Annotated in this window: 19 protein-coding genes; 7 read left to right on the top strand and 12 right to left on the bottom strand. The window is 64.4% G+C overall.

What is annotated here, in order from left to right; all coding sequences use genetic code 11:
* Nucleotides 1–102: 102 nt before the first annotated feature.
* From EH240_RS33330 to EH240_RS38335, 8 genes are all read right to left on the bottom strand, one after another.
* The gene (locus EH240_RS33330) at nt 103–2,283 is read right to left on the bottom strand and encodes a malate synthase G (RefSeq protein WP_125006510.1); all 2,181 of its coding nucleotides are present in this window, start codon (nt 2,281–2,283) and stop codon (nt 103–105) included.
* Nucleotides 2,284–2,582: 299 nt separating this feature from the next.
* Complete coding sequence (locus EH240_RS33325) at nt 2,583–4,604, bottom strand: hydantoinase/oxoprolinase family protein (RefSeq protein WP_125006508.1); 2,022 nt, start codon at nt 4,602–4,604, stop codon at nt 2,583–2,585.
* A 317-nt stretch (nt 4,605–4,921) separates the two neighbouring features.
* Complete coding sequence (locus EH240_RS33315) at nt 4,922–5,548, bottom strand: CDGSH iron-sulfur domain-containing protein (RefSeq protein WP_125006506.1); 627 nt, start codon at nt 5,546–5,548, stop codon at nt 4,922–4,924.
* A gap of 151 nt (nt 5,549–5,699) precedes the next feature.
* Nucleotides 5,700–6,071 carry an endonuclease domain-containing protein gene (locus EH240_RS33310; protein ID WP_125006504.1) on the bottom strand — a complete coding sequence of 124 codons (372 nt, stop codon included), beginning with the start codon at nt 6,069–6,071 and terminating at the stop codon, nt 5,700–5,702.
* 61 nt (nt 6,072–6,132) lie between these two features.
* Nucleotides 6,133–6,504 (bottom strand): hypothetical protein, encoded by a 372-nt coding sequence (locus tag EH240_RS33305; protein WP_125006502.1) that lies wholly within the window; start codon nt 6,502–6,504, stop codon nt 6,133–6,135.
* Between the two features lie 281 nt (nt 6,505–6,785).
* Entirely contained in the window at nt 6,786–7,133 is a 348-nt protein-coding gene (locus EH240_RS33300) for a hypothetical protein (RefSeq protein ID WP_125006500.1), read from the bottom strand.
* A 229-nt stretch (nt 7,134–7,362) separates the two neighbouring features.
* Nucleotides 7,363–7,872, bottom strand: coding sequence for a hypothetical protein (locus EH240_RS33295; protein WP_125006498.1), 510 nt, complete (start codon nt 7,870–7,872; stop codon nt 7,363–7,365).
* 11 nt (nt 7,873–7,883) lie between these two features.
* Nucleotides 7,884–8,396, bottom strand: a complete 513-nt coding sequence (locus EH240_RS38335) for a hypothetical protein (protein WP_167484279.1) — start codon at nt 8,394–8,396, stop codon at nt 7,884–7,886.
* Nucleotides 8,397–8,603: 207 nt separating this feature from the next.
* Between EH240_RS38335 and EH240_RS33285 the strand changes: the two genes are divergently transcribed.
* Nucleotides 8,604–9,683, top strand: coding sequence for a DUF3732 domain-containing protein (locus EH240_RS33285; protein WP_125006496.1), 1,080 nt, complete (start codon nt 8,604–8,606; stop codon nt 9,681–9,683).
* A 15-nt stretch (nt 9,684–9,698) separates the two neighbouring features.
* Here EH240_RS33285 and lepA read toward each other — a convergent pair whose 3' ends face one another.
* Both lepA and EH240_RS38330 read right to left on the bottom strand, forming a co-directional pair.
* On the bottom strand, nt 9,699–11,504 hold the full coding sequence (gene lepA, locus EH240_RS33280) for a translation elongation factor 4 (protein WP_125006494.1): 1,806 nt from the start codon (nt 11,502–11,504) through the stop codon (nt 9,699–9,701).
* Nucleotides 11,505–11,756: 252 nt separating this feature from the next.
* Nucleotides 11,757–11,900 carry a hypothetical protein gene (locus EH240_RS38330; protein WP_167484278.1) on the bottom strand — a complete coding sequence of 48 codons (144 nt, stop codon included), beginning with the start codon at nt 11,898–11,900 and terminating at the stop codon, nt 11,757–11,759.
* Here EH240_RS38330 and EH240_RS33275 point away from each other — a divergent pair.
* The 4 genes from EH240_RS33275 (at nt 11,893) to msrA (ending at nt 15,448) form a co-directional block, all read left to right on the top strand.
* Nucleotides 11,893–12,900, top strand: coding sequence for a TadE/TadG family type IV pilus assembly protein (locus EH240_RS33275; protein WP_245436629.1), 1,008 nt, complete (start codon nt 11,893–11,895; stop codon nt 12,898–12,900). The genes EH240_RS38330 and EH240_RS33275 overlap by 8 nt on opposite strands.
* A 450-nt stretch (nt 12,901–13,350) precedes the next feature.
* Nucleotides 13,351–14,055: a DUF1223 domain-containing protein gene (locus tag EH240_RS33265; protein ID WP_125006492.1), complete on the top strand. Its 705-nt coding sequence runs from the start codon at nt 13,351–13,353 to the stop codon at nt 14,053–14,055.
* Between the two features lie 94 nt (nt 14,056–14,149).
* Entirely contained in the window at nt 14,150–14,431 is a 282-nt protein-coding gene (locus EH240_RS33260) for a hypothetical protein (RefSeq protein ID WP_125006523.1), read from the top strand.
* 288 nt (nt 14,432–14,719) lie between these two features.
* Complete coding sequence (msrA, locus tag EH240_RS33255) at nt 14,720–15,448, top strand: peptide-methionine (S)-S-oxide reductase MsrA (RefSeq protein WP_125006490.1); 729 nt, start codon at nt 14,720–14,722, stop codon at nt 15,446–15,448.
* A 104-nt stretch (nt 15,449–15,552) separates the two neighbouring features.
* On the opposite strand, the gene EH240_RS33250 is transcribed toward msrA, so the two are convergent.
* Nucleotides 15,553–16,557 (bottom strand): cytochrome d ubiquinol oxidase subunit II, encoded by a 1,005-nt coding sequence (locus EH240_RS33250; RefSeq protein WP_125006488.1) that lies wholly within the window; start codon nt 16,555–16,557, stop codon nt 15,553–15,555.
* 7 nt (nt 16,558–16,564) lie between these two features.
* Nucleotides 16,565–17,926, bottom strand: coding sequence for a cytochrome ubiquinol oxidase subunit I (locus EH240_RS33245; RefSeq protein WP_125006486.1), 1,362 nt, complete (start codon nt 17,924–17,926; stop codon nt 16,565–16,567).
* A gap of 243 nt (nt 17,927–18,169) precedes the next feature.
* Here EH240_RS33245 and EH240_RS33240 point away from each other — a divergent pair, with 243 nt between their 5' ends.
* A complete protein-coding gene (locus EH240_RS33240; protein WP_125006484.1) occupies nt 18,170–19,096 on the top strand; it encodes an ABC transporter ATP-binding protein in 927 nt (308 codons plus the stop codon).
* 14 nt (nt 19,097–19,110) lie between these two features.
* Nucleotides 19,111–19,872 (top strand): ABC transporter permease, encoded by a 762-nt coding sequence (locus EH240_RS33235; RefSeq protein ID WP_125006521.1) that lies wholly within the window; start codon nt 19,111–19,113, stop codon nt 19,870–19,872.
* The last annotated feature ends 207 nt before the right edge of the window (nt 19,873–20,079 follow it).

Below are 20,079 nucleotides of genomic sequence, written 5' to 3'. Positions count from 1 at the left end.
GGAAGGCGCTGCGGCCAACGCTGCCAATCTCCCCCTTGTGGGTCCCTTGTGGGGGAGATCGGCGCTTCGTCGATGGCGCATATCGACCGCCAACGCCGACCATCAAACGCCAGCGCTACGGTCCCGCGCCTTCAGCTCCAGCCGCCTGGCGTGCAGTACCGGCTCCGTATAGCCGTTGGGCTGAACGGCCCCCTTGAACACCAGGTCGCAGGCGGCCTGGAATGCAATCGAATTGTCGAAGTCCGGCGCCATGGGGCGGTAGAGCGGGTCGCCGACATTCTGGCGATCAACGATCGCCGCCATGCGCTGCAGCGAATCCCTGACCTGGATTTCCGAGCACACTTTGTGGCGCAGCCAGTTGGCGATGTGCTGCGAAGAAATGCGCAGCGTGGCGCGGTCCTCCATCAGGCCGACATCGTTGATATCGGGCACCTTCGAGCAGCCGACGCCCTGGTCGATCCAGCGCACGACGTAGCCCAGAATGCCTTGCGCGTTGTTGTCGAGCTCGCGCTGGATCTCGTCCGGCGTCCAGTTCGGCCGCACCGCCACCGGCACCGAAAGGATGTCGTCGAGCTTCGCCTTCGGCCGGCTCTTCAGCGCCACTTGGACGGCATGCACATCGACCTTGTGATAGTGGGTGGCGTGCAGCGTCGCCGCCGTCGGCGAGGGCACCCAGGCGGTGTTGGCGCCGGCCTCGGGATGGGCGATCTTCTCAACCAGCATCGCCGCCATCAGGTCGGGCATCGCCCACATGCCCTTGCCGATCTGGGCATGGCCGGCGAGCCCGCATTCCAGCCCGATGTCGACATTCCAGGCCTCGTAGGCGGAAATCCAGGCGGCCTGCTTCATGTCGCCCTTGCGGATCATCGGGCCGGCCTCCATCGAGGTGTGGATCTCGTCGCCGGTGCGGTCGAGGAAGCCGGTGTTGATGAACACCACGCGTTCGCGTGCCGCGCGGATCACTTCCTTGAGGTTGACGGTGGTGCGCCGCTCCTCGTCCATGATGCCCATCTTGATGGTGTTCCTGGCCATGCCGAACAGGGCCTCGACGCGGTCGAAGATTTCCACCGCGAAGGCGACCTCCTCCGGCCCGTGCATCTTCGGCTTCACCACATACACCGAGCCGGCGCGGGAGTTCGCACGCCGCCCGTCCGGGCCGACATCGTGCAGCGCGATCAGCGCGGTGAGCGCCGCGTCCATGATGCCTTCCGGCACCTCGTTGCCGTCACGGTCGAGGATGGCCGGATTTGTCATCAGGTGGCCGACATTCCTGACCAGCATCAGCGAGCGGCCGGGCAGTAGCAGCTGGCCGCCATTCGGCGCCGTGTAGCGGCGGTCCGGGTTGAGCTTGCGGGTGAACGTCTTGCCACCCTTGGTGATCTCTTCCGCCAGGTCGCCCTTCATCAGGCCGAGCCAGTTGCGGTAGACGACGACCTTGTCCTCGGCATCGACGGCCGCGACCGAATCCTCGCAGTCCTGGATGGTGGTCAAAGCGGCCTCGAGGATGACGTCGGCAATGCCGGCAGCATCGGTCTTGCCGATCTCATTGGCGCGATCGATCACGATCTCGATATGCAGGCCGTTCTTCACCAGGAGCACCGCTTCCGGCGTGGCGGCATCGCCGCGATAGCCGACGAACTGTTTCGGATCGGCGAGCGTGGTGGCGCCGGCGCCCTCGCTCACTTTGAGCGCGCCGTTCGCGACCGACAGACCGTTGACGCCGGCCCATTTGCCGGTGGTGAGCGGCACCGACTGGTCGAGGAAATCCCTGGCCCAGGCGATGACTTTCGCGCCGCGCGCGGGGTTAAAACCCTTGCCCTTCTCTGTGCCGCCGGTCTCGGGAATGGCGTCGGTGCCGTAGAGCGCGTCATAGAGCGAGCCCCAGCGGGCATTGGCGGCATTGAGCGCATAGCGCGCGTTCATCACCGGCACCACCAGCTGCGGCCCGGCAACGACCGCGATTTCCGGATCGACATGCTCGGTGCTGACGCTGAAGGCCGGACCTTCCGGCACCAGATAGCCGATCTCCTTCAGGAAGTCCTTGTAGCCCTCCAAGTCGACAGGCGCGCCGTTTCTCCGATACCAGTCGTCCAGCTTTTCCTGCATGGCGTCGCGTTTGGCGAGCAGGGCGCGGTTCTTCGGCGCGAGGTCATGAACGATAGCCGAAAAGCCTGTCCAGAATTTTGCCGGGTCGATGCCGGTGCCGGGCGCGGCCTCGTTCGCCACGAAGTCATGGAGCTCCCGGGCGATCTGCAACCCGGCGATCTCGATGCGGTCGGTCATCAGCTCGTCTCCAGATATCAGGCTTTGCCGGCTGTTGCTGGCTGGTGTCGGCTTGGGGGCCTTTGGCATGCCGGGGTTCAAGGGTCAATTCGGCTTAAGGTGAAGTAGGGCATTTGGGTAAGTTGGCGAAGACGGCGGTGACGGCGTCCTTCTCCCCGTTCACGGGGAGAAGGTGGCGGCAGCCAGATGAGGGGCGGCGCGGCATGATGTGAGCTGGCGATACAGTGAAACCGCGTCGGCTAGCGCTGCCCCTCATCCGCCCTTCGGGCACCTTCTCCCCGTAAACGGGGAGAAGGAAGCTAAACCGCTATCCGCGGCCTTCCCGAGGCCACCGCCACGACATGCGCCTCGATGAACATGCGCTGGCCTTCGATGGTCGAGACCTTGAACTCGGTGGCGACGTCGATCTCGGCATTGTCGGTGCCGGCATCTTTCGCGCGTTCGGCAACGATCGCCCGCACATCGGCTTCCGCCGCGGCGATCGCCTTCTCCTCCTCGGTGAAGTCGCGCACCGTCTGGCCGGAGGCGAGGCGGAAGAGCCCCTCCTGGGGCTGGCTGACGCGGGCTTCGGCCGAGACGCGCACCTGGCCGACCACGGCACCGAGCGCATTGGCGACGTCGGTATCCTCCGGCACGATGCAGCCATTGCCGACCAGCGGCGGCAGACCGGCATAGTGCAGCGGCGCCGAGGCGCCGAGGCCGATGACCGGACGGTCGAGCGCGACGCTGAGGCGGGCAATGCCGGGATGGGCGTCGACCGCACGCTGCACCAGCGCATGGGCGACGGTCGCGGCGCCGTCCAGCCCGTCCTCGGCGAAGGCGGTTTCCAGGATGTATTCGGCCGACCAGCGCGTCAGCGTGATGAGCACGCGCTCGGCGAGGGCTTCCGGGGTCGCGGCGATCACCTGGCCGCGGCCGTCGCGCCGGCGCGCGAACAGTTCGGCGCCGAGCCGGGCGGCGGCGGGATCCCAGTTGGACTGCTTGCCCAGCACATGGGCGGCGTCCGACGGCGTGAAGCCGCAGATATGCACCAGGCCGCGCGCCACCAAGCGGTTCAGCGTGGCGTTCTGCGCATTCGACGTCAGCAGCCTGTCGAGCGCCAGCGGGGTGGCGCCGATCGCCTCGTAGAGTTTCGCTTCCGGCCCGGTGAGGCCGGCGGCGAGCCGGTCCGGCACGCCGGTGCGCATGGCGAAGCGCCCGTCCATGCGGCCGGGGTTCGGCGCGCGGAGGTGCCGCTCCAGCTCTGAAGTCACCGCCTCGCCATGCGCCAGGCCGGCCAGCGCCAGCGGCACCAGGCGGCGCGGTCCGAGCAGGATCCTCGGCACGAGCGCGCCGTCCTCCAGCGCCACTTCCGAGTCGCCGCCGAGGCCGAAGGTGCGCATGGCCACCGCCTCGACCATGGTGCGGAAGCCGCCGACGGTGGCGCCTTCCGGATCGAGACGCGGACGGCCGCCATCTAGCACCGCGACGTCGGTGGTGGTGCCGCCGATGTCCGAGACCATGGCGTCGTCCAGCCCGGTCATGTGGCGGGCGCCGACCAGGCTGGCGGCCGGACCGGACAAGATCGTCTCGATCGGACGCTGGCGGGCAAAGGCCGCCGAGACCAGCGCGCCGTCGCCGCGCACCACCATCAGGGGTGCGGCGATGCCGCGCGCTTCGAGAAAACCTTCGGTCGCCGCGACCAGCCGGTCGATCATCGAGATCAGGCGGGCGTTGAGCAGCGTGGTCAGCGCCCGGCGGGGGCCGCCGAGCTTGGCCGACAATTCGTGGCTGGCGGTGACCGGCAGGCCGGTCCTGTCGCGAATTAGGTTCCGGGCGCTTAGCTCATGCGCCGGATTGCGGGTGGCGAAATAGGCGCAGACGGCAAAGCCCGACACGGAGGCGCCGAGCTCGGGGAGCGCCGCCTCGAGGCCGGAGAGGTCGAGCCTGGCGGCATTGCCGTGCACGTCGTGGCCGCCGGGGCAGAACACGACCGGGTCGGTGCCGAGCGCCGTCTTCAGCCCGTCGCGGGCAAGGTCGGCCTCGGAAAAGCCGATCATGATCAGCGCCACGCGCCCGCCCTGGCCCTCGACCAGCGCGTTGGTGGCAAGGGTGGTGGACATCGACACCAGCTTGATCGCGGCCGGATCGGTGCCCGCCTTTTCCAGCACCGCGTCGACCGCGCCGGAAATGCCGACAGCGAGATCGTGGCGCGTGGTGAGCGCCTTGGCCTTGGCCAGCACCTTGCCTTTCGGGCTTCCGTCTTCCGACCACAGCACGGCATCGGTATAGGTGCCGCCGGTGTCGATGCCGAGGAAGAGAGGGGAAGGCCTGGCGGTCATGGAAAGGTCCGGGGATTTTTATCGCCACGCCCCTTAGCCGATACGGTCAGGCGGATAAAGGCGGGAGAGATGGGCCAGGGGAGAAGAGGGTTTGCGCGGCCCGAAGATTTGCCGAAACGCCGGCGGGACAGCACCCCCCTCTGGCCTGCCGGCCATCTCCCCCGCAAGGGGGGAGATCGGACGTCGCCCTCGGTTTCGCCAATCGCCAATGTTGCAGGAGGAGCGCCGGCGCCTGTACAGCCAATCTGCCCCCTTGCGGGGGAGATGGCCGGCAGGCCAGAGGGGGGTGTGAAGGAACGCCAAACTTCGCAATTGGCCTACCCCACGAACCCGACGCGCTTATGCGATCCATCGCAGAACGGCTTGTTGGCCGAGTGGCCGCAGCGGCAGAGGAAGACCTTGGTGGTGCGGGCGATGGTGTGGCCGGTGCCGGTGACGATCTCGGCATTGCCTTCGAGCTTCAGCGGCCCGTTGGTGGTGGGCGTCACGCTAAGCGGGCCATCTCGCACCTCGAGGACCTGCGCCTCCTTCAGCGGCGGCTCGCCGGTGGCGGTGAAGCCGGCCTTGATGTGGCTGTTGTCGCAGAACGGCTTGTTCTGCGACAAGCCGCAGCGGCAGAGCGTGGCGCGATGGAAGGTCTCGCCGTTGAGCACAATCTCGGCATTGACAGCCAGCGGGCCGTTTTCACGCACGCGCACGGTGTTGACGACCGGCGGCTGTTCCTGCGGCCCGCCATCCTTTCTCGAATAGGTGATGGCGCCCGAGGGGCAATTCTCGGCCAGCGCCACCACTTTCTCGACGCTCGCTGCATCGGGATGGATCCACTCGCCCGGCGCATTGGGCACGAAGACATGCGGGTTGCCGAGCACGCAGTTGCGCGAATGGATGCAGCGCTTGCCGTTGAAGGAAACGTCGATCTTCTCGCCTTCGACCGTGCCTGCCATGGGTGGGTCTCCTGTGGGGTGGAGGCGAGGCTAGGGCGAGGGCGCGGAGGGCGTCAAGCTAAAGCTCCACCTTCTCCCCTTGCGGGAGAAGGTGGATCGGCGCGTAGCGCCGAGACGGATGAGGGGTGTTCCAGCTTGGCAAGGACGCTTATCATCGCCACGGTTGCAGACTTTCATCGCGCACATAGGCGATGATGGTGTCGCAGACCGCGTCGAGGTCCTTCAGAACGTCGTCGTTCCAGAAACGCAACACGCGAAATCCCCTCGCCTTCAGTTCGGCATCACGCTCCTGATCGCGATGCGAACCCGCATGCTGGCTGCCGTCGATTTCGACGATAAGCCGAGCCTCGGCGCAGACGAAATCGGCAATGAACCTGCCGACGGGCACCTGACGTCGGAACTTGATCTCGTCCAGGCGGCGGCCGCGCAGTTCCTGCCACAGGCGGTCTTCCGCCTCTGTTGCTTCGCGTCGCATCGTTCGAGCGAAATTGCGTTTGGCCGGGGTTACTGATTGATGCGGCATGGCGAAAACTAGCCCAGCGTTGCACTCCGTCCAACACCCCTCATCCGTCTCGGCGCCGCGCCTATTCCTGCAGGTTGATCTCCTCGGTCTGGCCGCCGCTGCAGGTGTAGCAGCAGTCGTCGCAGCTTTCCTTGTTGTTGGGGCCGACGCCCCAATAGGTTTCCTCGTCGCCGTCGACCCAGGCGCCGTAGCAGATCGACTCGCCTTCGTTGCAGGAGATCGGCAATTCCTTGGTCTCGCCGTCGTCGAGATAGAAATCCTTGCCATTGCCCGGCCAGACATAGTCGCGGTCCTGGCTGTAGAGCTCGACGCGCATGGCGTTGGGGTGGCTGTTCTTGATCTGGAAGGTGACGTCGCCGGCATGCGCGGCGGACGTGAGCAGGACGGCGAGCGAAAGCGCGGCGGCAACGCGGCGCGCAATGGTGATGGACATGAAACCCCCGATTTAGAATCGGCGCCGACGGCCGATGCGCAATGATGGCATGACGCGGACCGTTGCCAAGGGGATAATGGCGAAATCCTTGACTGAATTTGGGGGTTCTTCCCTTCTCCCCTTGTGGGAGAAGGTGTCGCCGAAGCGACGGATGAGGGGTGTTCCAGCTTGGCGGCCACGCCTTATCATCGTCGTCCAATCTCAAGCACCGCACTCCGGCCAACACCCCTCATCCGTCTCGGCGCTATCCTTCTCCCACAAGGGGAGAAGGGAAGGGCCCCCTACTCCGCCAGATCAACCGTCTCGGTCGAGTGCTCCACGCAGATGAAGCAGCAGGTGTCGCAGGGCCGGTCACTGTCGGGGCCGACGCCGGCGGTGACGGAATCGTTGCCGTTCACCCAGGCGCCCCAGCAGATATGCTCGCCGGGCTCGCACGAGATCGGCACGGATTTGCGCGCCTGCGGCCGGATGAGGAAAACCTTGTCGTCGCCCGGCCAGACCTTATCGCTGTCGCGGCTGAACAACTCCACCGCCACGCCGTCCGACCGCTGGTTGCGGACGAAGACAGACATGTCGGCGGCGAAGGCCGGCGTGGTGAAGAGGAGGAAGGCGAGCGTGGCGCGAATCATGGTGAGGTCCCCGGGGGCAGTAGAGCACGGGCGGGGAAGCCGCGCGACCTCCCCTTCTCCCCTGGGAGAAGGTGGCCGAGCGAAGCTCGGACGGATGAGGGTGTTCCACCTGGCGAAAACGTCACCGAGTGCGCGTGGTGAAAATCGCCAGCGCCCCACTCCGTCCAGCACCCCTCATCCGTCGCCTTCGGCGACACCTTCTCCCACAAGGGGAGAAGGGGAGATCGCGCTACCGCCTCACCACCACATGCGGCGCGAATTTCTTCACTGCATCGACCATGTCCTGGCCGCGCACGTCGAGCGAGGAGATCTCCATGTGCACGGTGGTCTTGCCGAAGGGCATCAAGCCGAAGGCATTGGCGGCGGCGTATTTGATTGCGTCGGGCGGCTCCTCGGTGAGCTCGAAATTGAGCATCGCAGCACCCTTGCCGCCGGCGGCGAGGCGCACGCTCTGGACCTTGCTCCACGGCACCAGCACGTCGCCGGCGCGGCTATCGCGGAAGCCACGCTGATCCAGGGTAACCTTGACCGAGGTGTCGAAGGCGCCGCGCGCAATTGATGCGCCGAGTCCCAGGCAGGCGACGCTGAGCAGCGCGATCCATAGCACCCGCCCGCCATCGGCGCCCGAGGCCACGCCCTGCAGCGCGCCGAAGGCGAAAATGCCGCCGATCAGGAACGGCCCGAGCGCCGGGAAGATCTTGCCGGTGGGGCTGTTGCGGATTTCGAGCGGCGCGGACATTTTTTGCCCGCTCACCGTTCCGATTTCAGCAGCGTCCAGATCCAGCCGATGAAGGTGAGGACCAGGAACGGATAGCCGGCGGCGGGCAAAGGCGCGGAGGTCGGCAGCAGCGGCGCGCCCCACAGGATCATCAGTGCCGAGACGACGAAGAGCGCGGCCGACACGAAAGCGGTGAGCCGCATCCAGAACGCGAAGGTGCTTTGCGCGCTGACCATGGTGAGCCCCGCCGCCCAGAGCGCAATGCCGCCGACATAGGATGGCACGCTGGCCTGCAGCCCCGCCGCATTGCCGGCCAGCAGCAGGCTTTCGCCGGCAAGGAAAGTGAGGAAGCCGGCGGCGACGAGGTCATTGCCCAGCCGCTGGTATTTCATCACGAGCAGCGCCGCTGCCACGACGATGGCCACGCCATCGATGGTCCAGACCGTTTCGCGCAGCGCGTCGCTCGCAACGAAAGTGCCGGCGAGGCCAAAAGCGCCGCCGATGGCGAGGCCGATTGCGGCGACCGTATCCAGAGTGGAGCGCATGTGATGTCTCCCAAGCAAACACAAGGATACTTCACGGCTGGGCGCTCTCAAAGGTGCTAATAGGAAGCTGGAAACCGTGACCCAGACAATTCGTCTATCCGTTATCCACGAAGTCACAGCGTCGTGCAGGAAGGTGTTAGATCGTGGCAACGGCACATTAGCACTTGAAGATTCCCGCAATTTGCCTAATCGTAAGACGGGGGGACAATGACCGATAAACAACCTTACAACAAATCGGAGGCTCCGGGACAGGCGGCCGGCTATGTATTCCAGCTGCGCCATGCTCTCCACAAGGCACTCGAACGGATGCGCCGCGATCCGACGGGCGCCGTCGCGATCGAGAAGTATGACGATGTCGCTGTCATCAACGATGGGGCGGGCCATCAGTGCCCTCTGTGTGATTCGTACATCGATTCCCCGAGAATTCTGATTGAGCAATTGCGGTCTGAATTCTCTGAAGTAGGGGACAGGCTAGCATCCCTTCGTACCCAAAATCCAAGGCTGCAGTCGTACATCGTAGAGTTGGAGACTCAGCTACAGGACGTTAGTCAGCGGATACGCGAGAACCAGAGTCAACTTAACGCTGTTGTAAGACAGAACGAGATTTATCGGATTCAGCAAGAAGACGCTGTGAAACGGTCACGAATTCAGGGTCGAATAAGCGCGTTTCTTGAAAACAAGGCGCCGGCGGAAGAGAGCGAACAACGAGTCCGCCTCGGTATAATGAAGCGCAGAGTTGAGCAGTTGATGTCCGAATTGTCCGGCGAAAACTACGAAGATAGGCTTGCAAATGTTGAGTACGTCCTATCCGACTATATGACAGAATATGCTCGAGATTTGGTACTTGAGCCCGTTGACGGGCGAACTCGGTTGGATTTAAGACGACTTACTGTCGTTGCAGAAACGAGAACGCATGGGAGCATCCGGCTCGAAAATATGGGCAGCGGTGACAATTGGGTGGGCTGCCACGTCTTAACGCACATGGCCCTTCACCGCATATTTCGCGAGCGCGATAGGCCAGTACCTGCATTTGTTATCTTCGATCAGCCATCCAAGGCTCACTATCCGCCGAGTGAGCTGCAAACCAACGATAGTGATATCGAAGACGATGATCGGATCGCAGTGCGGCGTCTCTTTCGTTTTATTCAACAGCGAACAGCCGAAAGTAAGTTTCAGACGATTGTCATCGACCATGCTGATGAGGCAGAAGCGTGGTTCCAGGACGCGGTTGTCGCTCGGTGGAGAGGTGGCGACAAGCTAGTCCCAGATCAATGGGTTGAAGTTTAGCCCCCAACCGCCTCCTCAATCCCCCATCTTCAGCGCCTGAATAAACGCCTCCTGCGGGATATCCACTTTCCCGAACTGGCGCATCCGCTTCTTGCCCTCTTTCTGCTTGTCCAGCAGCTTGCGCTTGCGGGTCACGTCGCCGCCGTAGCATTTGGCGGTGACGTCCTTGCGGAGCGCCGAGATGGTCTCGCGGGCGATGACCTTGCCGCCGATCGCGGCCTGGATCGGGATCTTGAACAGATGGTGCGGGATCAGCTCCTTCAGCTTCTCGCACATGGCGCGGCCGCGCTTTTCGGCCGCGGTGCGGTGCACCAGCATGGACAGTGCGTCGACCGGCTCCTCGTTGACCAGGATCGACATCTTGACCAGGTCGCCCTCGCGATAGTCGGTCAGATGATAGTCGAAGGAGGCGTAACCCTTGGAGATCGACTTCAGCCGGTCGTAGAAGTCGAACACCACCTCGTTGAGCGGCAGGTCGTAGGTGAGCATGGCGCGTTTGCCGACATAGGACAGGTCCGCCTGGATGCCGCGCCTTTCCTGGCAGAGTTTTAGAATGCCGCCGAGATAGTCGTCGGGGGTCAGGATGGTGGCGCGGATCCATGGCTCCTCGATCGAGGCGATCTTGACCAGGTCGGGCATGTCGGCCGGGTTGTGCAGTTCCTTGACCGTTCCGTCGGTGAGAGCCAGGCGGTAGACGACGCTAGGCGCCGTGGCGATGAGGTCGAGATTGAACTCGCGCTCCAGCCGCTCCTGGATGATTTCCAGGTGCAGCAGCCCCAGGAAGCCGCAGCGATAGCCGAAGCCGAGCGCAGCGGAGGTTTCCATTTCGTATGAGAAGCTGGCGTCGTTGAGGCGCAGCTTGCCGACGGCGGCGCGCAGATCCTCGAAATCGGCGGCGTCGACCGGGAACAGGCCGCAGAACACCACCGGCTGCGCCGGCTTGAAGCCGGGCAGCGCCTTCGCCGTCGGGCGGCGGTCCTCGGTGATGGTGTCGCCGACGCGGGTATCGGCCACTTCCTTGATCGAGCCGGTGAAGAAGCCGAACTCGCCCGGGCCGAGCTCGTCGACATTGACGCGCGCCGGCTTGAAGACGCCGGTGCGCTCGACGAGGTATTTGGCGCCGGTGCCCATCATGCGGATGGTCTGGCCCTTCTTGAGCACGCCGTCGATGATGCGCACCAGAACGATGACGCCGAGATAGGCGTCGTACCAGCTGTCGACCAGCATCGCCTTCAAGGGTGCTGCGATGTCGCCCTCGCGCGGCGGCGGCAGCTGGTGGACGATCGCCTCCAGCACGTCCGGCACGCCCAGGCCGGTCTTGGCCGAGATCAGCACCGCGTTGGAAGCGTCGAGGCCGATCACCTCCTCGACCTGCTCGCGGATGCGCTCGGGCTCGGCGGCCGGCAGGTCGACCTTGTTCAGCACCACGACGATCTCGTGGTTGTTGTCGATGGCCTGGTAGACATTGGCCAGCGTCTGCGCCTCGACGCCTTGGGAAGCGTCGACCACCAGCAGCGAGCCCTCGCAGGCGGCGAGCGAGCGCGACACCTCATAGGCGAAGTCGACATGGCCGGGCGTGTCGATGAGGTTCAGCACGTAATCCTCGCCGTTCTTGGCGCGGTAGTTCAGCCGAACGGTCTGAGCCTTGATGGTAATGCCGCGCTCGCGCTCGATGTCCATGGAGTCAAGGATCTGCTCCTTCATGTCGCGCTCCTCCAGCGTGCCGGTGAGCTGGATCAGCCGGTCGGCAAGCGTGGATTTGCCATGGTCGATATGGGCGACGATGGAGAAATTGCGGATGTGGTCGAGCGGGGTGGTCATGCGGCGCGCTTTAGCAGGGGCGGGGATGAGGGGCAAGCGGCGGGCTCTTCTCCTTCTCCCCTTGCGGGAGAAGGTGGATCGGCGCGACAGCGCCGAGACGGATGAGGGGTGCGTGACGAAGTGAGACGTCGGCGATCCCTGGAACACCCCTCATCCGGCCGCTTCGCGGCCACCTCCTCCCACAGGGGGAGAAGGGGGAGCCCAGAACATTCAAAACCGCTTAAATATTCCTCCACCTCTTTCGGGCATCAGTTACCCCGGATGGTAAATCGGCTCACTGCCGCGGTTGCGAAGGCTCCAAATGTTCAGACCAAAGTTCAGCCCGGCCGGGGTGGCCGGAGCGGTGATGCAATTCCTTGTCTCCAGAAGCGGCTCGATGATGCCGATCATGGTCATGTTAACGATCCCGCTGCTGCTCGCGGTCGGTTTTTCCGTCGACTACACCTCGGCGGTGACCACCAGGAGCAACATGCAGAACGCGCTGGACGCCGCGATCCTGTCGATCACCACGATGGAAACCACGACCTCGAAGGCCGACCGCCAGATAGCGCTGCAGCAGGCCTATGTGGCAAACAGCGGCCAGGGCACCGCGACGCTCAAGAGCGTCGATGTCGCCGCCGACGGCTCGGCGACGTTCAGCGCTACGGCGGCCTATCCGATGCCGACCAATTTCATGCAGATCGCCAGGATCAATTCGGTCGACGTCGGCGTCGGCTCCTCGGTGCGCAAGACCCCGTCGCTGACGCAGGCCGACTTCAAGGTGACGAAGGTTTCGGGCTACTGGAACAAGACGATGACGCTCTACGGCACCAAGTTCGGCGATACCGCGGCCAAGCCGCTGATGACGATCAGTTACGCCTATAACGGCTACGGCGACCCGAAGGGCTATGGCACAACCACGGTGAGCACCATCAACGGATCGACCACGACGGTGGTCCAGAAACAGGTCTGCACGACCAGCACGGTGAAGAACTTCAACAATCTGCCGACTGGAGCGATCACCCAGACCAGCGGCAGCAAGAATTATGTGACGACCTGCGCCGACACGTTCTATCCGGCCAACAGCGCCGGCGCGGTGATCGACGTCAGCCAGATGGACCAGCTTTATCTCGAGATGGACGTGCCCTCGGGCAATCCGAAGGTGCTGAAGTCGAACGATCCCACCACCTCGAACCGGCTCTATATCGGCGCCAGCCAGACCGACATGCCCGAGGTTGCGACCGGGCAGAAGGTCGACATCTTCACGTCGGTGCCCTGCGGCCAGACCGGCTACCAGGCCTGGGAAGACGGCGGCAATCCTGTGCCGGCCAATGTCAGCAACGCCGACTTCTTCTACACCGTGCAAGGCAAGTGCGCCTTCAACCAGCGGCAATCCAAGACGGTGATGACGCAGTAGCGCCCTCCCTTCTCCCTTTGCGGGGTGAGCAGCCGGTTCGCGAAGCGAATTCATCGTACCAGTGGCACGATGAAAGGCCGGCGAACGCTGGGACGCTGCGAAGCAGCGGGGACCCGGCCGCGGTGGATCGGCGCGCAGCGCCGAGACGGATTCCCAGCGCCGCGATCCTTCACACCCCCCTCTGGCCTGCCGGCCATCTCCCCCCGCAAGGGGGGAGATCAGATGTCGCGGTCGCTTTCGCCAATCGTCAACGTTGCAAGGAAGTGCGCCACCGATGAAGCTGCCAGTCTCCCCCCTTGCGGGGGAGATGGCCGGCAGGCCAGAGGGGGGTGCTGTCCCTCCAACGTTGCTCACTGAAGACCCTCAATCACAAACCGGTGAAGCCTGTAACGAAGCCTTCCGCCGCGGCGAAATGGGAGCATTGCCCCGCCGCAACGGAGACTTCTTCTCATGACCGGACCAAAGACAACGCTCGGCAAGTTATCGCTCGCCGGCGCGGCTTTTATCGCGCTTGCCGGCGCGGCGGCCGCGCAGCCGCTCACCGTGGTCGAGCTGTTCACCAGCCAGGGCTGCTCGTCCTGCCCGCCGGCCAATGCCAATCTGATCAAGGTCAAGGACCGGCCGGGCGTGCTGGCGCTCTCCTTCAACGTCACCTATTGGGACTATCTTGGCTGGAAGGACATTTTCGGCCGGCAGGAGTTCACCGAACGACAGGTCACCTACGAGCCGGCGCTCGGCCATGATGGGCCGTTCACGCCGCAGGTGGTGGTGAACGGCAGCGCCGACGCGGTCGGCGCCGCGCCCGGCGAAATCGAGCGACTGATCTCGACAAGCCCGCGCGCCAAAGGCCCGGCGCTCTCGCTCGGCAACAGCAAGGTGAGCATCGGCGACGGCACGGCGCCCGGCGGCGCGGCCGATGTCTGGCTGGTGCGCTATAGGCGCGGCGTCGTCGAGGTGCCGGTGGCGCGCGGCGAGAACACGGGCCGAACGCTGCCGCATGCCAATGTCGTGCATTCGCTGCAAAGGCTCGGCCGCTGGAACGGCGCGGCGACGACGCTGCCGCTGCCGCTGCCGGCGGCAACCGGCGGGCTCAGCACCGCGGTGCTGGTGCAGACACCGGGCGGCGGGCCGATCCTGGCCGCCGCCGCGAACTGATTTTTCGCGCGATGCCGCATGAGGCGGCAGCGCACCATCTGGCCCGCATCGCGCGCCGCAACCCAAGGAGACCAACGTGACCAAAAAGACCGGTATGACCAAATTCCTGACGGCGCTCGCGCTTGCGCTCGCAACCACGGCCTTTGCCGCCGGCGCCCGCGCCGACGACGCGACCAACGCCATGAAGCCCGCGAACGCGATGGCGACCGACGCCATGAAGCCGGCCGATGCGATGGCCACGGACGCGATGAAGCCGGCCGATGAGATGAGCACCCAGGCGATGAAGCCGGCCACCGACGCGATGAAACTTGCAGATGCGATGAAGCCGGTGACGGATGCCATGAAGCCGGCCGATGCTATGGCGCCGGCTCAATAAGACGGAGGCTTGTCGCACGGCCCTCACCCAGCCTCCGCTTCGCTCGGCTGACGTCTCCCCGGTGGGGAGAGGAGACTGTCAGCGCCGGCGCCAACCTCTTCTCCCCGGCAGGGGTGAGGCGTGGTCCGCGCAGCGGACGAAAAGCCAATTGCTTGGCTTTTCGAACAACGAACGCCCGGAGGGCGGTGGCCGCGCAGCGGCCGGATGAGGGGGAGCGCCGCACGGCAAAGTGAGAACCTCTCGGCGGCTTCCGTCGTATATATTGGAACAACAACAAGGAGATCCAACATGAACGGCATTGAAAAGAAAGCCGCGCGGCCATTCCTGGCCTCGCTTGCGGCGCTGGTGCTGACGGCGGCGGTCGCCGCCTTCTGGCAGACGCCCGCACGCTCGGCGGAGGACGCGGTGGTGATCCCGCCGCCGGCTCTGGATGAAAAAGCCGCCGGCGGCACGGAGAAAGCCGTGTTCGCCGGCGGCTGCTTCTGGGGCGTGCAGGGCGTGTTCCAGCACGTCAAGGGCGTTAGCAAGGCCGTTTCCGGCTACGCCGGCGACAGCGCCGAGAACGCCGTCTACGAGGTCGTCGGCACCGGCCGCACCGGCCACGCGGAATCGGTCGAGATCACCTACGACCCGTCGAAGGTCACCTACGGCCAGCTCTTGCAGGTCTATTTCTCGGTGGCGCACAATCCGACGCAGCTCAACTACCAGGGGCCGGACCAGGGCACGCAGTACCGCTCGACGATCTTTGCCGGGAACGACGAGCAGAAGAAGGTCGCCGAGAGCTACATCGCCCAGCTCGACAAGGCCAAGGTATTCGGCAAGCCGATCGTGACGACGCTGGAGACCGGCAAGACCTTCTATCCGGCCGAGGACTACCATCAGGATTTCCTGACGCTGAACCCGACCTACCCCTATATCGTCTACAACGACCTGCCCAAGGTCGAGAATTTGAAGGCGCTGTTCCCGCAGCTCTACAGCGAGAAGCCGGTGCTGGTGATGGCGTCGAGCAAGAGCTGAGGTTTGGCGGGCGGCGATGCTCGCTTAGGGACGTCGGCGGGACAGCACCCCCCTCTGGCCTGCCGGCCATCTCCCCCTCAAGGGACCCTCAAGGGGGAGATCGCTCAATCGTAAGTCAAATCCGTCGCCTTGCCGCCGAAGACGCGGTAGGCGTAAAAGGAATAGAAGATGATGATCGGCAGCACGACGACGGTGCCGACCAGGATGAAGGCCAGGCTTTCCGGCGCCGACGCCGCCTGCCAGATCGTCAGCCTGTCGGGCACGACATAGGGATAGAACGACCAGGCGAGTCCGGCGAAGCCGAGCGCGAAGATGGCGGCCAAGGTCAGGAACGGCAGGATCGAGTGCCGGTCGTCGGGCTTCGGCAGGTGGAAGGTCTGCCGCCACAGCCACAGGAACAGCAGCGCCGACACGATCGGCAACGGCGAGAGATAGAGTATCTCAGGCCAGAGGAACCATTTGTCGAAAATGCGCGGGCTGGCGAGGGGCGTGGCCAAGGAAACCGCCACCATGCCGAGCGCCGTCAGCACCAGCGTGGTGCGCAGCCAGCGCACCGCTTTCCGCTGCAAGTCGCCCTCGGTCTTGTAGATCAGCCAGGCGGAACCCATCGCGGCGTAAGCAGCCGAGAGGCAGAGCGCGACCAGCGCGCCGAAGGCCATGCCGCCCAAGCCGACGTCGAGGCCGAGCACATAGACGCCCAGCATGTAGCCCTGCGCCAGCGAGGCGGTCGCGGAGCCGATGAAGAAGATGCGGTTCCAGCGCTGCTTCTTGCCGGCCGGCACCTTGGCGCGGAAATCGAAGGCGACGCCGCGCAGGATGAGCCCCACCAAAAGCACGAAGACCGGCAGGTAGAGCGCGCTGAGGATGGTGCCGTGGGCCATCGGGAAGGCGACCAGCAAAAGCCCGACCGCCAGCACCAGCCAGGTCTCGTTGGCGTCCCAGAACGGGCCGATGGCCGCGATCATCGTGTCCTGCTCGGAATCGGCAGAGGCGGCAAACAGGATGCCGATGCCGAGGTCGAAACCGTCGAGGATGACGTAGATCAGGATGGCGAGGCCCATCAGGCCGGCGAAGATCAGCGGAAGCGCGGTTGGCCAATCGAAGGTCATCTTATTCTCACTCCCCGGCGGCAGGCTGCGACATGGCCGCGTTCATGACGCCCGGCAGCGGCGAGGCGTCGCCATCCTTGGCGGCCTTCAGCGCCAGATGCACCAGCACGCCGAGATAAGCGATGAGCAGCAGCAGATAGAGGATGAGATAGATGGCCAATGTCAGCGCCACATGGCTGCCGGGGACCGGGCCGACCGCATCCGCCGTCTTCAACACGCCGGTGACCAGCCAGGGCTGGCGGCCGATCTCGGTCGTGTACCAGCCGGCAAGCGTCGCCACCCATCCGGATATGGTCATGGGAACCATAAGCAGGGCAAGCGGCTTCGGCAGGCTGTGGCGGCGCTTGAGGAAGAAGGCGGCCAACCAGGAGACGATGAGCATCAGGATGCCGGTGCCGACCATGATGCGGAAACCCCAGAACACCGGGAAGACCGGCGGGTGGTTGCCGGGATAGTCATTGAGGCCCGGCACGACGCCGCTGGCGCTGTGGCGCAGTACCAGGCTGGCGCCGTCAGGGATGGTGACCTCGAACCTGTTCTCCTTCGCCGCCTCGTCGGGCAGCGCGAACAGCACCAGCGGCACGTTGGGGTCGGTGTTCCAGTTGGCTTCCATGGCGGCGATCTTCTGCGGCTGGTGGGCAAGCGTGTTCAGGCCGTGCTGGTCGCCGGCGAAGATCTGGATCGGGATCAGGATGGCGGCGGTGAAGACGCCGGTGCGCAGCGCTTTCCACATCGATTCCGAGCGGTCGCCATAGAGATAGCGCAGCGCCGAGAGCCCGGTGATCAGGAAGGAGACGGTCAGCCCCGAGGCGAGCAGCATGTGGACCAGCCGGTAAGGCATGGACGGGTTGAAGATGACCGCCCACCAGTCGAGCGCATGCGCCTTGCCGTCGATCATCTCGAAGCCGGCCGGCGTCTGCATCCAGGAGTTCAGCGCGATGATCCAGAAGGCCGAAACCGTGGTGCCGCCCGCCACCAGCACGGTGGCTAAAGTGTGGATGCGGTTGGAGACGCGGCGGAAGCCGAACAGCATGATGCCGAGGAAGGCCGCCTCGAGGAAGAAGGCAGTGAGCACCTCATAGGCGAGCAGCGGGCCGGCGATGTTGCCGACCGTTTCCATGTAGCCCGGCCAGTTGGTGCCGAACTGGAAGCTCATCGTCACGCCCGAGACCACGCCCATGGCGAAGGACAGCGCGAAGACCTTCACCCAGGTGAAATAAGCGCGCATCCAGGCGGAATCGCCCGTGGCGTTGTAGCGGAGCTTGAAGAACAGCAGCACCCAGCCAAGTGCAATGGTGATCGCCGGAAACAGGATATGGAACGAAATATTCGCGCCGAACTGGATACGCGACAGAATGAGCGGGTCCATGGCGACTCCGGCTGCTATTATTGTTTAAGGATAGGCCGCAAAGGGGCAGCGGTCAAAGCGGCGCGGCGTCACGCGAGGCGCGTTGTCGCAGCAGTTCGACGTGAAACGTCACTGTCGCCGGGAAGCCGTGACGGAGAACGATTGTCCAGAATTGTCAGGAGCGGCATTGACTTCCCGCACTGGGCACCGACATTCAGCGCAATAAAAATCCGTAGCCTTCTTTCAGTCAGTCGTTTTTCCGCCATGCCATCAATCATTTCCATCTCCGGTGTCACCAAGACCTATGCCACCGGCTTCAAGGCGTTGAAGGAAATCAACCTCGATATCGAGCGCGGCGAGATCTTCGCGCTGCTCGGGCCGAACGGCGCCGGCAAGACGACGCTGATCTCGATCGTCTGCGGCATCGTCAACCGCTCGTCGGGCACCGTCACCGTCGACGGATACGACATCGGCAGGGACTACCGCGCGGCGCGCAGCCTGATCGGGCTGGTGCCGCAGGAATTGACCATCGACGCCTTCGAGACGGTATGGGCGACGGTGAATTACAGCCGCGGCCTGTTCGGCAAGGCCCCGAACGCGGCATTCGTCGAGAAGGTGCTGCGCGACCTCTCGCTGTGGGACAAGAAGGACGCCAAGGCGATCACGCTTTCGGGCGGCATGAAGCGCCGGCTGATGATCGCCAAGGCGTTGTCGCACGAGCCGCGCATCCTGTTCCTCGACGAGCCGACGGCCGGCGTCGACGTCGAGTTGCGGCAGGACATGTGGGCGATGGTGCGCAGGCTGCGCGAGGACGGCGTCACCATCATCCTTACCACGCATTATATCGAGGAAGCCGAGGCGATGGCCGACCGTGTCGGCGTCATCAACCGCGGCGAGATCATCCTGGTCGAGGGCAAGGCCGAACTGATGCGCAAGCTCGGCCGCAAGCAGATGACGCTGGAGTTGCGTTCGCCACTTTCCGCCATGCCGGACGGCCTGTCGCGCTATGCGCTGGAGCTGTCGGGCGACGGGAACCAGCTCACCTATACCTATGACAACCAGAGCGACCGCCCGGGCGTCGCCTCGCTGATCCGCGACCTCGAGGCGGCCGGCGTCCAGTTCCGCGATCTCGACACCAAGAACAGCACGCTCGAAGAGATCTTCGTCAATCTGCTGAGGCAAGAGCCATGAACCCGCGCGCGGCCATGAACCTTCGTGCAGTGTGGGCGATCTACCGGGTGGAGATGGCGCGTGCGTTCCGCACGGTGCTGCAAAGCATCATCTCGCCGGTGATCTCGACATCGCTCTATTTCGTCGTCTTCGGCTCGGCCATCGGCTCGCGCATCACCGAGATCGACGGCATCAGCTACGGCGCCTTCATCGTGCCGGGGCTGATGATGCTGTCGCTTCTGACGCAGTCGATCTCGAATGCGTCCTTCGCCATCTATTTCCCGAAATTCGTCGGCTCGATCTACGAGCTGTTGTCGGCGCCGGTCTCCTATCTCGAGATCATCATCGCCTATGTCGGGGGTGCGGCGACCAAGTCGATCATGCTCGGCCTGATCATCTTGGCAACCGCGTCGCTGTTCGTGCCGCTCAGGATCGAGCATCCGTTCTGGATGATCGCCTTCCTGGTGCTGACGGCGGTGACTTTCAGCCTGTTCGGCTTCATCATCGGCATCTGGGCAAAGACCTTCGAGCAGCTGCAGCTGGTGCCGCTCCTGGTCGTCACGCCGCTCACCTTCCTCGGCGGCAGCTTCTATTCGATCCACATGCTGCCCGGCATCTGGAAGACGGTCACGCTGTTCAACCCCGTCGTCTACCTGATCAGCGGGTTCCGCTGGAGCTTCTACGGCAAGGCGGACGTCTCCGTCGGCGTCAGCCTCGGCATGACGCTGGTGTTTTTGGCCGTCTGCATCGCGATCGTGGCGTGGATTTTCCGGACGGGGTATCGGCTGAGGAATTGACGCTCCCCAGGCGGAACGGGCGCGAAGCGACATTGCGGAGCCTTGGAATTCGGGCGGCGCTGCGATGGAGAAGGTTGCAAACGCCGGCGGGACAGAGGGGGTGGGCGGGAACGCGGCGCCTGACGATCTTTTCTTTATCGCTCCATTCTTCTTAATCGCTGCGCCCGGCGATGACAGGCCTCGGCCAAAAGCACTGCCAAGTATCTA

This window comes from Mesorhizobium tamadayense (assembly GCF_003863365.1).
GTDB lineage: Bacteria > Pseudomonadota > Alphaproteobacteria > Rhizobiales > Rhizobiaceae > Mesorhizobium > Mesorhizobium tamadayense.
The sequence above is the reverse complement of the archived record's forward strand: the minus strand, read 5'-3'. Positions and strand labels throughout refer to the sequence as shown.

Bases quoted from the DNA above. Each gene is read 5' to 3' on its own strand.
- lepA (WP_125006494.1), bottom strand. From the start codon at position 11,504: ATGACCACCCCGCTCGACCACATCCGCAATTTCTCCATCGTCGCCCAT.
- EH240_RS33265 (WP_125006492.1), top strand. From the start codon at position 13,351: ATGACCGGACCAAAGACAACGCTCGGCAAGTTATCGCTCGCCGGCGCG.
- EH240_RS38330 (WP_167484278.1), bottom strand. From the start codon at position 11,900: ATGACCATGATCGGCATCATCGAGCCGCTTCTGGAGACAAGGAATTGC.
- EH240_RS33315 (WP_125006506.1), bottom strand. From the start codon at position 5,548: ATGGCAGGCACGGTCGAAGGCGAGAAGATCGACGTTTCCTTCAACGGC.
- EH240_RS33330 (WP_125006510.1), bottom strand. From the start codon at position 2,283: ATGACCGACCGCATCGAGATCGCCGGGTTGCAGATCGCCCGGGAGCTC.
- EH240_RS33305 (WP_125006502.1), bottom strand. From the start codon at position 6,504: ATGTCCATCACCATTGCGCGCCGCGTTGCCGCCGCGCTTTCGCTCGCC.
- EH240_RS33275 (WP_245436629.1), top strand. From the start codon at position 11,893: ATGGTCATGTTAACGATCCCGCTGCTGCTCGCGGTCGGTTTTTCCGTC.
- EH240_RS33325 (WP_125006508.1), bottom strand. From the start codon at position 4,604: ATGACCGCCAGGCCTTCCCCTCTCTTCCTCGGCATCGACACCGGCGGC.
- EH240_RS33285 (WP_125006496.1), top strand. From the start codon at position 8,604: ATGACCGATAAACAACCTTACAACAAATCGGAGGCTCCGGGACAGGCG.
- EH240_RS33260 (WP_125006523.1), top strand. From the start codon at position 14,150: ATGACCAAATTCCTGACGGCGCTCGCGCTTGCGCTCGCAACCACGGCC.
- EH240_RS33300 (WP_125006500.1), bottom strand. From the start codon at position 7,133: ATGATTCGCGCCACGCTCGCCTTCCTCCTCTTCACCACGCCGGCCTTC.
- EH240_RS33310 (WP_125006504.1), bottom strand. From the start codon at position 6,071: ATGCCGCATCAATCAGTAACCCCGGCCAAACGCAATTTCGCTCGAACG.
- msrA (WP_125006490.1), top strand. From the start codon at position 14,720: ATGAACGGCATTGAAAAGAAAGCCGCGCGGCCATTCCTGGCCTCGCTT.
- EH240_RS33245 (WP_125006486.1), bottom strand. From the start codon at position 17,926: ATGGACCCGCTCATTCTGTCGCGTATCCAGTTCGGCGCGAATATTTCG.
- EH240_RS33235 (WP_125006521.1), top strand. From the start codon at position 19,111: ATGAACCTTCGTGCAGTGTGGGCGATCTACCGGGTGGAGATGGCGCGT.
- EH240_RS33250 (WP_125006488.1), bottom strand. From the start codon at position 16,557: ATGACCTTCGATTGGCCAACCGCGCTTCCGCTGATCTTCGCCGGCCTG.
- EH240_RS33295 (WP_125006498.1), bottom strand. From the start codon at position 7,872: ATGTCCGCGCCGCTCGAAATCCGCAACAGCCCCACCGGCAAGATCTTC.
- EH240_RS38335 (WP_167484279.1), bottom strand. From the start codon at position 8,396: ATGCGCTCCACTCTGGATACGGTCGCCGCAATCGGCCTCGCCATCGGC.
- EH240_RS33240 (WP_125006484.1), top strand. From the start codon at position 18,170: ATGCCATCAATCATTTCCATCTCCGGTGTCACCAAGACCTATGCCACC.